Source organism: Curtobacterium sp. S6, from assembly GCF_000710345.2.
Classification (GTDB): domain Bacteria; phylum Actinomycetota; class Actinomycetes; order Actinomycetales; family Micrococcaceae; genus Rothia.
Window position 1 is genome coordinate 12,486 of record NZ_JHEL01000009.1, and the last position, 13,124, is coordinate 25,609.

The 13,124-nt window shown below is 65.9% G+C and carries 9 protein-coding genes; 6 read left to right on the forward strand and 3 right to left on the reverse strand.

The genetic code is table 11. The annotated features are described in order from the left end of the window. Nucleotides 1–126 precede the first annotated feature (126 nt). Nucleotides 127–2,013 (reverse strand): FAD-binding monooxygenase, encoded by a 1,887-nt coding sequence (locus CURSPS6_RS00340; protein WP_030013252.1) that lies wholly within the window; start codon nt 2,011–2,013, stop codon nt 127–129. 147 nt (nt 2,014–2,160) lie between these two features. Between CURSPS6_RS00340 and CURSPS6_RS00345 the strand changes: the two genes are divergently transcribed. The 6 genes from CURSPS6_RS00345 (at nt 2,161) to CURSPS6_RS00370 (ending at nt 9,470) form a co-directional block, all read left to right on the forward strand. Next, nucleotides 2,161–2,871 carry an IclR family transcriptional regulator gene (locus tag CURSPS6_RS00345; protein WP_152977992.1) on the forward strand — a complete coding sequence of 237 codons (711 nt, stop codon included), beginning with the start codon at nt 2,161–2,163 and terminating at the stop codon, nt 2,869–2,871. Between the two features lie 196 nt (nt 2,872–3,067). Further along, nucleotides 3,068–4,012, forward strand: coding sequence for a carbohydrate ABC transporter permease (locus tag CURSPS6_RS00350; RefSeq protein ID WP_030013255.1), 945 nt, complete (start codon nt 3,068–3,070; stop codon nt 4,010–4,012). Then, nucleotides 4,009–4,932: a carbohydrate ABC transporter permease gene (locus tag CURSPS6_RS00355; RefSeq protein ID WP_082469858.1), complete on the forward strand. Its 924-nt coding sequence runs from the start codon at nt 4,009–4,011 to the stop codon at nt 4,930–4,932. Before CURSPS6_RS00350 ends, CURSPS6_RS00355 begins: the two co-directional genes overlap by 4 nt. Nucleotides 4,933–5,014: 82 nt before the next feature. Then, a complete protein-coding gene (locus tag CURSPS6_RS00360) occupies nt 5,015–6,316 on the forward strand; it encodes an ABC transporter substrate-binding protein (RefSeq protein WP_030013260.1) in 1,302 nt (433 codons plus the stop codon). Between the two features lie 102 nt (nt 6,317–6,418). Next, a complete protein-coding gene (locus CURSPS6_RS00365) occupies nt 6,419–7,528 on the forward strand; it encodes an ABC transporter ATP-binding protein (protein ID WP_030013261.1) in 1,110 nt (369 codons plus the stop codon). A 184-nt stretch (nt 7,529–7,712) separates the two neighbouring features. Beyond that, the gene (locus CURSPS6_RS00370; protein WP_235503639.1) at nt 7,713–9,470 is read left to right on the forward strand and encodes a thiamine pyrophosphate-binding protein; all 1,758 of its coding nucleotides are present in this window, start codon (nt 7,713–7,715) and stop codon (nt 9,468–9,470) included. Nucleotides 9,471–9,579: 109 nt separating this feature from the next. Here CURSPS6_RS00370 and CURSPS6_RS00375 read toward each other — a convergent pair whose 3' ends face one another. Beyond that, complete coding sequence (locus tag CURSPS6_RS00375) at nt 9,580–11,622, reverse strand: family 16 glycosylhydrolase (RefSeq protein WP_051687442.1); 2,043 nt, start codon at nt 11,620–11,622, stop codon at nt 9,580–9,582. 81 nt (nt 11,623–11,703) lie between these two features. Beyond that, nucleotides 11,704–13,044: an APC family permease gene (locus tag CURSPS6_RS00380; protein WP_030013264.1), complete on the reverse strand. Its 1,341-nt coding sequence runs from the start codon at nt 13,042–13,044 to the stop codon at nt 11,704–11,706. Nucleotides 13,045–13,124: the final 80 nt, after the last annotated feature.

Here is a 13,124-nt window from a genome sequence, read left to right on the forward strand (position 1 = left end):
CCTATACATCTTGTGGCGGAATGTCGGCCGTGTCCAGGAGCACAGACGACCGTGGCCGGGCCCTGCGCTCTGGTGCGCGGGCCCGGCCACGGGTCGGGGAGCCGTCTTCTCGGGGATCGCGGGGCGTTACTGGTCGGTCAGGATCGGCTCAAAAAATTTGGACAATTCGTTTGTGGCGGACAAGGGAAGCACCGCCGAGACGTACTGATCCGGCCGCACGACCACCACGGCGCCCTCGCGGCTGACCTTCCGCTCGGCGAAGATGTCCTCGTCCGGCAGGGTCGCGTAGATCTTCTCGAGGTATGTCAGCTCGAAGGGGCCCACCACGGGCTTGAAGGCCCCGGGGACCTCGTTGATGTCGATCTCCACGTGCGGTTGCTGGTAGATGACCTTGGTATCGAAGACGGCGTCCTCGTCCGCGTCCTTCGGGGTGTATCGCACCCGGGGTGAGGCCGGGTCATGGGCGAACCACTCGGCGAATTCGCTCAGCCGCGAGGGCTGCCCGGGCGCCGGCGAGTCCGCGAAGACGTAGATGCGCCAGCGGCCGTCGGCGGTGGCCTCGTGGCCGATGTGCCGCGGCACGGCGTCGCACACGCGCTTGGCCCGCGCGGACTGGAAGCGCTTGCCGATGGGGAACCCCTCGGCGAGCTCCTGGTGGGTCGATTCGCCGGTGATCATGGACGGGGTGTACTGGGTCATGAATCCCGCGGGGAATTCCGCGGTCTTGACGTAGAAGTCCTCGAGATACGTCTCGTCCGGCAGATCCTCGGGCTTGGCCGCCATGAGGGTCGACCATTCCTTGTCGAAGTCGATCAGGTTCTTCGCGATGACCTGGCGTTCGGCCGAGTAGGTGCTCAGGAGAGACTCCGGGCTCGTGCCGGTCAGCACGTGGCCGAGCTTCCAGCCCAGGTTGAAACCGTCCTGCATGGACACGTTCATGCCCTGGCCGGCCTTGGCGGAGTGGGTGTGGCAGGCATCCCCGGTGATGAAGACGCGCGGGGTCTGCTCGTCGGTGCGTTCCGCGGGGACGTCGTCGAACTTATCCGTCAGGCGATGCCCGACCTCGTAGACGCTCTCCCACGCCACGTTCTTCACGTCCACCGAATAGGGGTGCAGGATCGCGTTGGCCTTCTCGATGATCTGCTCGATCGTCGTGTTGCGCACGGCGTGGTTGTCGTCCTCGGCCACCTCGCCGAGGTCGACGTACATGCGGAAGAGGTGGCCGCCTTCGCGGGGAATCAGGAGGATCGAGCCGTGAATCGACTGGATCGCGCACTTGGTGCGGATGTCGGGGAAGTCCGTGTTCGCCAGGACGTCCATGACGCCCCAGGCGTGATTGGCCGAATCACCGCGCAGCGTGCGCCCGATCGAGCGCCGCACGGGGCTCCGGGCTCCGTCGCACCCGACCACGTACTTGGCGCGCACGGTGCGTTCTTCGCCTTCGCGCTCGCCGGCCGTGTACCGGAGCCGCGCAACGACCGGATAGTCTCCCTCGCCGGTGTTTTCGAGGTCCAGAAATTCGATGCCAAAATCCGGTTCGATGCGGCCGGGTGAGCGACGGGCGTATTCGGCGAAATGGTCCAGCACGCGGGCCTGATTGACGATCAGGTGGGGGAATTCGCTGATCCCTTGGGGGTCGTCGGCCGGGCGACCCGTGCGGACGATGTTCTCGGGGTTCTGCGGATCCGGCTTCCAGAAGCACATCTCGGTCAGGTGATAGGCCTCATCGATGATGCGGTTCGCGAAGCCGAAGGCCTGGAAGGTCTCGACGCTGCGGGCCTGGATTCCGTCGGCCTGGCCGATTTCGAGGCGCCCGGGCCGACGCTCGATGATGCGGGTGTTGACGGTGGGGAATTGGGAGAGCTGCGCCGCGAGGATCATGCCCGCCGGGCCTGTGCCGACGATCAGGACGTCCATCTCATCGGGGAGTTCCGCGGATCGGTCGAGCCCGAATCCCGCGGCCTCTTGGATGGTCGGATCGCCGGAGACGTATCCGTGATGGTGGAACTGCATGGGCGCGGAACTCCTTCCCCCAACCTCGATGTTGGAGCAATGATTGATTCGGCGTGTTCTCTATGAGAACGTTGAGTTCTCATTCCGAATATCTCCAAACCATATACGACCCCGATCACATGTGGCAAGGATCTCAGGAGGCAGATCATGGTGGAATCCATAGGCAGGCCGGCGGCCTCGCAGACACTGAGCCGGGGGCTCCACATCCTGGAGATCATGGCCGATGCGCCGGGGCCGCTGTCGATCGACGACGTCGCCTCCTCCCTAGGGGTGCATCGGTCGGTGGCCTACCGGTTGATTCGAACCCTCGAGGATCACGGGTTCGTGAGCCGTCGCGGGGCGGGGCATTTGGTGCTCGGGACTCGGTTGGCGGCGCTGGCGGGCGGCGTCGAGCGAGACCTTCAGGCGGTCGCGGTGCCCGAGCTGACCCTCGCGGCGCGCGACTTGGGGATGACCTGTTTTCTGGGCGTGCACGACCGGGATGAATGCGTGACCTTTTCGAGCGTCGAGCCTCCCCGGGCGGTCGCGGTGGTCGCGCAGCGCCCGGGTACTCGCCACCCGGTCCGCTTGGGGGCGCCCGGAAAGGCGATCCTCTCGCAACTCCCGTCGGAGCAATGGCCGGAGGATGTCACGGAGGACGACCTCGAGCAGATCCGCCTGGTGCGCGAGCGTGGGTGGGCCGAGACCTCGGACGAGGTCATCGAGGGCCTCCAGTCGGTGGGGGTGCCCCTGGCCCTGTCGGGCGGTCGGGTTGCCGCGCTGGCCGCTGTCTTCGTGGGTGCCGGTGACCGGGGACGGATCGCCGAGAGACTCACGGCCGCGGCCGAGGCGATTCGGCGCGCGTCCCCGGAGGTGTGACGCGCCGCGAGGGGTACCGCGCGGCATAACATTGCATGCCTCGCAATAATAGTGGAAGACAATATATTTACGACGTGTGCTGTATCACATAGGCGGGCTATTAAGTGTCGCATGACGCGACTTAACACTCTTTGGATGCACCGTGTTTACCTGACGGCAGGGGTCGGTTTACGCCTGGTCGCGAACATGATTCTTCGTGAGTATTTCAAGCATCCCCGGCCTCGAGAATAGCGAGCCGGACTATGAGGTTCCGAAGCGTCGGCACCGGGTCAGGGCGAGCCGCGTCCTGCTCGGTCTGGCGCTCGTGGTGCCCAACGTCCTGCTCCTGCTGGTATTCACGTACCGGCCGCTCGTCGACAATATTCGGCTGTCATTCTTTAGCTGGAATATTGCCTCTACTCGGCCCGCCACATTCATTGGTTTGGGTAACTATATCGAATGGTTTACCACGCCGGAGAGTTGGCAGATTCTTGGTCAGACCGCCGCGTTTACGGTCATCGCGGTTCTCGGCTCGATGGTTCTCGGTCTGGCCCTCGCGATGCTTTTGGACCAGCCCCTCCGCGGGAGGAACGTGGTTCGGTCGCTTGTCTTCGCCCCCTACGTCATCTCGGGGGCGGCTGTCGGCGTCGCGTTCCAGTTCGTGTTCGACCCCGGATATGGGTTGATTCAAGACCTGCTCGGGCGCATCGGGCTGGATTCGCCGCAGTTCTACACGGACCCTTTCTGGGCGATGGTCATGATCACCTCGACTTACGTGTGGAAGAACCTCGGCTACACCTTCGTCATCTATCTGGCAGCCCTCCAAGGCCTGCGCCAAGACCTTCGCGAGGCCGCGGAGATCGATCGGACGTCACCGTGGCGCACGTTCGTCCGGGTGACCCTGCCCCAGCTCAGGCCCACGACGTTCTTCCTGTCGATCACCGTGCTCCTGAACTCATTCCAGGTCTTCGACATCATTCAGGTCATGACCAAGGGCGGCCCGTACGGAACCTCCACCACGACGCTGGTGTACCAGGTCTATCAGGAGACCTTTGTTAACAATCGCGCCGGGTATGGGGCGGCCGTGGCGACCATCATGTTCCTGATCGTTCTGGTGGTCACGGTGATTCAGGTTCGGGCCGGCGAAAGGAAACAATCATGAGCGTCCCGATGGGAAAATCCGCGGCCATCGCGGGGGAGGGCTCCGAGCGGGGCGCCTCGGGGGTGAAACGAGCCCGGGGCCGTCGTCGTCGGTCTCGGCTGGCCACGTGGGTGCTCGGGGGCGGATACGTCGGTGCCGCCGTCGCGGCCTTGGCCATCGCCGTGCCGTTGTACTTCGTGGTGATCACCTCGCTGAAGACCCACGGCGACATTTATTCGGATCCCATCTCGTGGATCCCCCACCCGTTCGCCCCGGAAAACTACTCCTACGTGTGGAATCAGGTGGACTTCTCCCGCTACCTGATGAATTCGATCTTCATCACCGTCGTGTTGGGAAGCATCGAGGTGACGCTGGGGGTGCTGAGCGCCTACGCCTTCGCTTTCATCAAGTTCCCCGGACGCAACGTCCTCTTCATGCTGGTCATCGCGAGCCTCATGGTCCCTAACCAGATCACGATCATCTCCAATTACGCCCTCGTGGCACAGCTGGGATGGCGGGACACGTTCACCGGCATCATCGTTCCGCTGGCCGGGGTGGCCTTTGGAACCTTCCTGATGAGGAACCACTTCGCCTCGTTACCGAAGGAGATCCTCGAGGCGGCCACGATGGACGGTGCCGGCTTCTTCCGCACGCTCTTCCGCGTGGTCCTGCCGATGTCCTGGCCCACGCTGATGGCCTTCGTCATGATCACCCTGGTCACCGAGTGGAACCAGTACCTCTGGCCATTCCTCATCAACGACACCGGCCGCGTCGCGCCCCTGCAGATCGGGCTGTCCCTCTTGCAGAACAACGAGGGCGTGACCAACTGGGGTCCCGTGATGGCCGGAACCGTGCTGGCCACCCCGCCGATGATCCTCGTGTTCCTGGTGCTCCAGCGCTACATGATCAAGGGCCTGGGCGCGGGGGCCGTCAAGGGTTGAGCCCGGACTCGGCGGCGCGAGCACACCACCAACTTTGTCACTCATGCATCATCATCGACACACAGCACCAAGGAGCGCATCCATGAATCTTTCACGACGTCACATGCTCGGTCTCGCCGGTCTCGGCCTGGCCTCCACCACGATCCTGGCCGGGTGTGCCGGCTCGGGGCAGTCCTCCGGCAAGGGACAGGAGAGCGACGGGCCGTTGCAGTTCTGGTCCAATCACCCGGCGTCGTCCCGCGATATCGAGCAGAAAATGGTGGACGCGTGGAACGAGAAGAACCCGGACCAGAAGGCCCAACTGGTCGACGCCGGGGCCGATTACGAGGAACTGGCACAGAAATTCAACGCGGCCCTCGCCGGCGGCGACCTTCCCGACGTGATCGTGGGCTCGGACGTCACGTGGTTCAATTTCGCCTTCCAGGACGCCATCGAGCCCCTAGACGATCTGTGGAACTCGGAAGGTATCTCGCCGGACGGCTATGTGCAGGCCCTGCTGGATGACTACAAGTACAAGGACAAGCACTATGCCGTCCCGTACGCCCGGTCCACCTGCATCATGTACTTCCGCAAGGACGTTATGGAAACCGCAGGCCTGCCGACGGATCGCGGCCCCGAGACCTGGGATGAATTCGGCGAGTGGATGCCGAAAATGGTCGAGGCGAACGGGGGCAAGCCGGCCCTGACCCTGCCCAACGGATCCGCCTACCTCGACTGGTACTTCCAGGCCATCGTCTGGGGATTCGGGGGCAGCTACTCCAAGGAATGGGATCCGAAGTTCACGGATCCCAAGACCGTGGAGGCCGGCGAGTTCCTCAAGGCGCACTACGACGCCGGGCACATCAGCATCGTCGAGGACGGCGCGAACGAATTCGGCATCGGCAATGCGGCCTCACTGGTCGAGTCCACCGGGTCGCTCGGCGGCATCAACAAGCTGGCTCACTTCGACTTCTACACCACGTTCCTGCCGGGCCCGGCGCCGGCTTGCCCCACGGGTGGCGCGGGGGTCGCGATCCCCAGCGGCATCAGCGATGACCGCAAGAAGGTCGCCGCGAAGTTCATCGACTTTATGACCAACACCGAGAACACCATCACCTTCACGCAGGCGACCGGGTATATGCCCGTCCGCACCGACGCCGCGGAGAAGCCCGCGGAGAAGGACTTCCTCAGCAAGAACCCGAACGCCGTGACGGCCATCAACCAGATGAAGAGCAATATCCGTCCGCAGGACTTCGCGCGCGTGTCGGTGAGCGGTGGTGGCGAGCGTATCGGTGGCGCCTTGGACAAGATCACCTCCGGTCACCAGGACGTCCGGCCGGTCTTCGAAGCGCTGCAGAGCGACACCCAGAAGGTCATCGACCGGGACATCAAGCCGAACCTGTAGCACTCCGACCGCTCCGTCGGCGGGGACCTGTGCACCGTCCCGGTCCTCGCCGGTGCGAGCGGAACCCTCATCATTCAGCCAGCCCCATCACGAAGCGAGATCATGGTCGACGTCGAACTCAAGCACATTTCCCGGATCTACGAGAAGTCCACCAAACCCGCGGTTCATCGCGTGAATATCCACGTGAAGGACGGGGAATTCCTGACCCTCGTGGGGCCGTCGGGTAGCGGCAAGTCCACGTGTCTGCGGATGTTGGCGGGCCTCGAGCCGGTGGACGAAGGAACGATCCTGATCGATGGGGTGGACGTCACCGAGACCCGCGCCCGCGATCGCGACGTCGCCATGGTCTTCCAGTCCTACGCGCTGTATCCGAACATGACGGCCCGCCAGAACATGTCCTTCGCCCTCGAGAACGCCAAGGTCCCCAAGGCCGAGGTCACCCGCCGCGTGAACCAGGTGGCCCAGATGCTCGAGCTTGAGGACCTCATGGACTCCAAACCGGCGGCGATGTCAGGCGGGCAGCGCCAACGGGTCTCGATGGGGCGGGCGATCGTCCGCGATCCCAAGGTGTTCCTCATGGACGAGCCCTTGTCCAACCTCGATGCGAGACTGCGCGTATCGACCCGCGCGCAGATCGCCTCCCTTCAGCGGGAACTGGGGACCACGACGGTCTACGTGACGCACGATCAGACCGAGGCCATGACGATGGGGGACCGTGTCGCTGTCCTCAAGGACGGCGTCCTGCAGCAGTGTGACGAACCCCTTCACCTCTACCACCACCCGGGCAACACCTTCGTCGCCGGATTTATTGGGTCCCCCGCGATGGCGCTGTTTGACGACGTGCGGGTCTCCGACGGTGCTGCCCGTCTGGGCGCCGACGGGCCCCGGGTGCCGATCCCTGACGAGTTCCGGAACCGCGTGGGAGAGGAGGTGATCGTCGGGGTGCGACCGGAAGAGTGGCGGATCCTCCGGGATGCGCCGGCGGAATCGGGGCTCGAGGTCGAGGTCGAGCACGTCGAGGAGCTGGGTGCCGAGGCCTACGCCTACGTGCGCCCCGCTCAAGAGGCCGGCATCGCCGCGCGGGCCGGCCGCATCGCCGTTCGGCTCGACGCCTCGGCGACGATGCCGGTGGGTTCCTCGGCGGTCATCGCGCCTTCGAGGGCCGTCTTCTTCGACGTGGAGTCCGAAATCAACGTGGAATATCTCGGGTAGATCGCGACGGTCGTCCGGAATGGCGCCGGAGGCTTGCACGTACCGAACGTTCGGTCTATCTTGAGGGTGTCCGACATCACTGTCGATGTCGGTGTCCGAAAAAGGGACACTCAGCCGTTGCATCCCTCCTGCGGTCAGACATATATGGCCTAGCTTTAAGTTCATATGTGCTTCCGGAGGAAACATGATGCAGTCCGTATCCGAAACGGTTGCGCGCGCCCTGACGCGCCACATTGACCAGTTCTTTTGCCTCATGGGCAACGGCAACGCCTATTTCATCGACGCCGTCGAGCGGCTCGGCGTCAGCCCGATTCCCGTTCGCCACGAGACCGCGACCGTGGCCTCGGCCGACGCCTACTACCGGATGACCCGGAAAATCGCCGTCGCGACCACCACGTACGGGGCGGGGTTCACGAATTCCCTGACCTCGCTCGCCGAATCGGCGCTCGCCAAGATGCCGCTCGTGCTCGTCGTCGGCGCCCACCCGACCTCCGGGCCGCGGCCGCTGGACGTCGATCAGGTCGCCGCGGCCCGGGCCCTCGGGGTGCCGACCTATACCGTGGGTCTCCACGACGTCGGCGCGGTGACGATCCAGGCCCTCGCCGACGCGCGGGATCATTCCCGTCCCGTCGTGTTGGCGATTCCCTACGATCTGTCCGTGGAGGTCGTCGGCGAACGGGGCGAAATCATTCCCGCCCTGCCGCCCGAGGCCGCTCTTCCCCGCGAGAACGTGACCGTGCTGAACTCCGTCGCGGCCGAACTCGCCGCCGCCGAGCGTCCGCTGATCCTTGCCGGTCGTGGGGCCATCGCCGCCCGGGCCGATCTGCGAGGGCTGGCCGAGACCTTGGGCGCGGACGTGGCCACGACCGTCCCCACGCAAGGTTTCTTCGACGCCTCCAACGGCCGCCGCCCCAATTATCGGGACCTGGGCGTGTGCGGCGGATTCGCGGCGCCCGTCGCGGCACAAGAGATCAGGGCGGCCGACGTCGTGCTGGTCGTCGGTGCGGGCCTGAACCAGTTCACGATGGCCCACGGGCACGCCTTCGGCGAATCGGCCCGCGTGATCCAGATCGACCTCGCGGACGGGCCGACCAACTCCCGCGTGGATCTGGCCTGCCGGGCCGACGCGGCGGCCGCGGTCTGCGTGATCCGCGAGAAGCTGCGGCTCGCGGAGATCGGCGAACGCGCCGCGCGCACGGAACCGTCCTCGGACGAGGCGCAACGCCGCCCCGGCGGCGACGACGTGGCGCCCGACGGACGCTTGGACCCGCGCAGCGTCATGAGCATCATGAACGAGGTGTTGCCCCGGGAGCGCGTGGTCTTCACCGACGGGGGTCACTTCATGCAGTGGCCCCTCACGTATCTGCGCACCACGGGGCCCGACAGCCACATCACCGTGGGCACGCAGTTCCAGTCGATCGGTTTGGGTTTCCCCTCGGCCGCGGGCGTCATCGCGGCGGCCGGCGACCGCTTGCCCGTGCTGGTCTCCGGCGACGGAGGCGGACTGATGGGCATCGCGGATGCGGAGACGTTCGTGCGCACGGCCCGGCGCGGCGTGGTGGTCTTCCTCAACGACGCGGCCTACGGCGCCGAGGTGCACCAGTACGCGCGGCGAGGGGTCAGCGAGGCGGCGATGACGCTGCCCGAGATCGACTTCGCGGGCATCTTCCGCGCCCTGGGCGCGCGTGGGGCGACCGTCACGAGCCTGGATGACCTGGCGGACTTTGAGCGGTGGGCCCGCAACGGCGCCGAGGGTGTCTACGTCCTGGACTGCCGAATCACCGGCGACCTGCGCGCCGGCTGGATTATCGAAGCCCTCGAGGAGGCCCGGCGAGCCGCCCCGCACGTCGAAAAGATGCTGGGCCACCGGACGGCGGACGACGGCGCCGGTTCCGCGCCGCTGCACGAGGCCGGGCCTCGCGACGCGGTGTTGGCCGACTAGGCCTGGTCGGGACCTCGGGGCGGAGTCTCCGCGCTGGCCCCGAACGCCAGGAGCCCCGGGACCGCATCCCTGCGGTTCCGGGGCTCCTGGCGTTCGGCCGGGTGGTCGATCAGCGGCGAACCACCGTGATGGGCCGGTCGCGGTGCCAGGTCACCTCGCCGTGCTGGAAGCGCTGCCGCACCCCGCCGTCTGCGGTGGGGGTTTCCTCGCCGGTGGGGTAGCCGAGCCAACCGTCCTGCCACCCGTTGCGCTTCCAGTAGTCCTGGATCGCGCCAAAGGTCGCGTGCGCGCCGGTGCCGGATGACCAGTGGATCTGGCCGGAGTCGAAGACCTGAGAGACCCCGCCCCGCAGGCGGATCTCATCGGTGGTCGGATATCCCAGCTTTCCGGATTCCCAGCCGTAACTTCCGTAGGTCCCGAGCACGCCACCGTGGACCTCGTGCACGGCCCCGGTCCGGGCATCCCAGAAGAGGGTCCCGCCCTGGAAGGTCTGTGAGGCGCCACCGCCCGCCAGGCCGGTGATCTCATCGCCGGTGGGGTACCCGAGCCATCCGGTTTCCCAGCCGCGTTGGGCCCAGTAGCCCTGGATGGCCCCGCCGTCGACGTGGGCGCCGGTCGCCGGTGACCAGTGGATCTGGCCGCCCTGGAAGGACTGCGAGGCCCCGCCCTTCAGCGAGTTCTCATCCGAGGTGGGCAGGCCCAGGGCTCCCTCCGCGCCGCCGCGGGAGTCGTAGGCCCCCTGGATCGCGCCCTTGACCGCGTGGGCTCCCGTCGAGGGCGACCAATAGACCGCCCCGTGCTCAAAGGTCTGCATGCGGGAGCCGGGCACGGCCGCGTCGGTCTCCGGGGCGGTCGGCGCGCCGAGCCACGAGGACTGCTTCCACTTGCCCTCGATTGCGCCGCCGGGGTGCACGTCCTCGAGCGGTGTCATGTGGATGTAGTCGACCTTGTCGACGCGGGCGGGGAACGGCTGATCCGCCCGCGGGGGATTAATCCACGAGGTGTTTTTGGGGAAGGCCAGGGTGTCGATGATGGCCTGGTACGGGTGATCGTTGAGGGCCGAGCGGAATTGCTCGTCGCTCAGGCCGAGGGTCGCGGCGGTGGTCTCGGGGGTCTGGCCCCAACTCGACGGAACCAGCTGGCCGTCGAGGTAGTACCGGATCGCGTAGCCGTCCCAGGTCATCGAGAACTCGTGCCATGCGCCGGCGATCTGTGTATCCAGCCGGTGGGCGTCCCGCTTGGTTCCGCTGCCGCCGTCGGGCTGCTTGGTGCACGTGATGTGCGAGGTGTTGGTCGTGTAGGAGTGCTGGCTGAAGACCTCCATCGTGTCCAGCTCGGCCAGGGACGACTCCTCGACGCCGGCCTGCGTGCAGTACGGCTGATCGTTGCGGATCCAGGCGGCGAAGTGGAGGCCGTCGACGACCTCGTCGGACATGCGGGCCCGCACGTCCATGCGGAACGGCGTGTTGTAGATGAAACCGGTATTCATGCGCCCCGAGGTGTAGGCCGTCCGCGTGCCGGACGGGCAGACCGCGCCGCCGGGGCTGACCGTGGCGGACGTGGGCTCCTGGGAACCGGTCAGGCAGTGACGCTCGGTGCGGATTTCGAGATTGCCGTCCTTCACCGAGAGGTTGTCCGGGGTGTAGACCGTGTTGCCGTTTTCCCCGAGGTTAGCGGCCCGGGTGGTGTACACGTTCCACTGGTCCGAGGGCAGTTCGGAAGGATCGTTGAAGTCGTCACCGGTGGCCAGGTCGTAGCTGGGCCGCTGCCGGAAGGTGGTCTCCCACCGGGTGGTCCCGACCAGCACGGTCGAGCCGCCCGCGGACTTGGCCGTGACCGTGATGGGAACCCCGGCCTTGAGACCGTCCGCCTCGGTGTAGGTTCCGGGCTTGGCGTAGGGGAGCCCTTCCTTGGTGATATTCGTTCCGGCGACGTCGATGTAATAGCGAACGCCTTGGTCGGAGGGGATGTAGATGGACCGGGCGGTCTCGTTGATGGTCGGTCCCTTGGGGGTGACCTCCGTGGCCGCGGCGGTCACGGCGTCGATGGCCTGCGCGGGAGGGACCGCGGCTGGGGTCCACGCCAACGCGAGGGCCAGGGCCCCCGCGGCGGCAATCCTGGGGACGAGGTGTGCGAGTGATCGAGTGTGCATGGGGGTACTTTCGCGTCAGGGGTCATTCCCGGAGAATTACCTGGTCATGAGCTGAAAGATACCTTAATTGATGCGAATTTGTTAGATATCCGACATCGTCGGAGGCGCCTTGCGGAATCCCTTGGTGATGATGCCGAGCACGACGACGCCCAGGCAGAACCAGCTCACCCCGACGATCAGGGCGTTGGAGTCCAGCCGGGTGATCAGGAAGACGCTGACGATCGCGCCGATGACCGGCAGCACGACGTACGCGATCACGGAGTGCCGGACCCCGCGGCGGCGCTCGCGGAAGAAGTGGAAGATGACCGACACATTGACGGCGGTGAAGGCGATGAAGGCCCCGAAGTTGATGAACGACGTCGAGGTGGCCACGTCCATGAACATCCCGCCCAGCCCGATCACCCCGGTCAGCAGAAGGTTGAGCACCGGGGTGTGGAACTTCCGGTTGAGCCTGCCGAAGAACGCCTTGGGCAACGTGCCGTCGCGCCCCATCGCGTAGAGCAACCGGGAGGCGCTGGCCTGGGCGGCGATGCCCGAGGCGAACTGCGCGATCACCAAGCCGGCCAGGAAGACGGCGGCGAAAAAGGCGCCTCCGATCTGCAACGCGATCTCGCTGGCCGCGGAGTCGGGATCCGGGAAGGACCCTCCGGGGTGCACGAGTTGCGTCGCGTAGGAGACGATCACGAAGATCGCGCCGCCGATCAGGGCGATCAGCAGGATGGCCCGGGGCATGTTCTTCTTCGGCTCCACGGCCTCTTCGGTGAGCGTCGTGATCGCGTCGAATCCGAGGAAGGAATAGGCCGCGATGGCCGCACCCGCCGTCACCGCGGTGAGTTGCGTCGAGGAATTCCAGAAAGGCTCGACGCTCAGCAGCCCCGAGGCGCCGCGGTCGCCGGCGACCGCCACGGCACAGAGGACCACGAAAATCACGATCACGAGCACCTGAAAGGCCATGAGCACAAAATTCGCCTTGTCGGCGACCTGGATGCCGAGCACGTTGAGGACCGTCGTGACGAGCATGTAGAGCACGACCCATACCCCGATGGGCACGCCGGGGAACTGCGCGGTCAAATACGAGCCGCCGATCAGCCAGATCACGAGGGGAAGGAACAGGTAGTCGAGCAACATCGTCCACCCGACCAGGAACCCGGTGCGGGGTTCGATGGACCGCCGCACGTACGTGTACGCCGACCCCGCCACGGGGTGGGCCACGGCCATGCGGCCGTAGCTGTGGGCCGTGAACATCATCGCGATGAGCGCCACCAGGTAGGCGGCCGAGGCCGTGCCGTGAGTGGTCTCGGCGATCACGCCGAAGATCCCGAGCACGATGAGCGGGGCCAAGTACGCGAGGCCGAAGAGGACCAGGGAAGGAAGGGTGAGCGTCCGGGACAGCCGAGTCTCGGATCCGGGCGTGGTGTTCACGGGGAAGCCTTAGGACGAAAAAATGTGACCCGGGCGATGCTAGACCACCGCGGGGCATATTCGCGGTTTATTGCGGCGTG

What these genes read in the sequence shown, in the direction of transcription:
- CURSPS6_RS00355 (WP_082469858.1), top strand. Translation starts at nt 4,009, where the DNA reads ATGAGCGTCCCGATGGGAAAATCCGCGGCCATCGCGGGGGAGGGCTCC.
- CURSPS6_RS00375 (WP_051687442.1), bottom strand. Translation starts at nt 11,622, where the DNA reads ATGCACACTCGATCACTCGCACACCTCGTCCCCAGGATTGCCGCCGCG.
- CURSPS6_RS00340 (WP_030013252.1), bottom strand. Translation starts at nt 2,013, where the DNA reads ATGCAGTTCCACCATCACGGATACGTCTCCGGCGATCCGACCATCCAA.
- CURSPS6_RS00370 (WP_235503639.1), top strand. Translation starts at nt 7,713, where the DNA reads ATGATGCAGTCCGTATCCGAAACGGTTGCGCGCGCCCTGACGCGCCAC.
- CURSPS6_RS00360 (WP_030013260.1), top strand. Translation starts at nt 5,015, where the DNA reads ATGAATCTTTCACGACGTCACATGCTCGGTCTCGCCGGTCTCGGCCTG.
- CURSPS6_RS00365 (WP_030013261.1), top strand. Translation starts at nt 6,419, where the DNA reads ATGGTCGACGTCGAACTCAAGCACATTTCCCGGATCTACGAGAAGTCC.
- CURSPS6_RS00345 (WP_152977992.1), top strand. Translation starts at nt 2,161, where the DNA reads ATGGTGGAATCCATAGGCAGGCCGGCGGCCTCGCAGACACTGAGCCGG.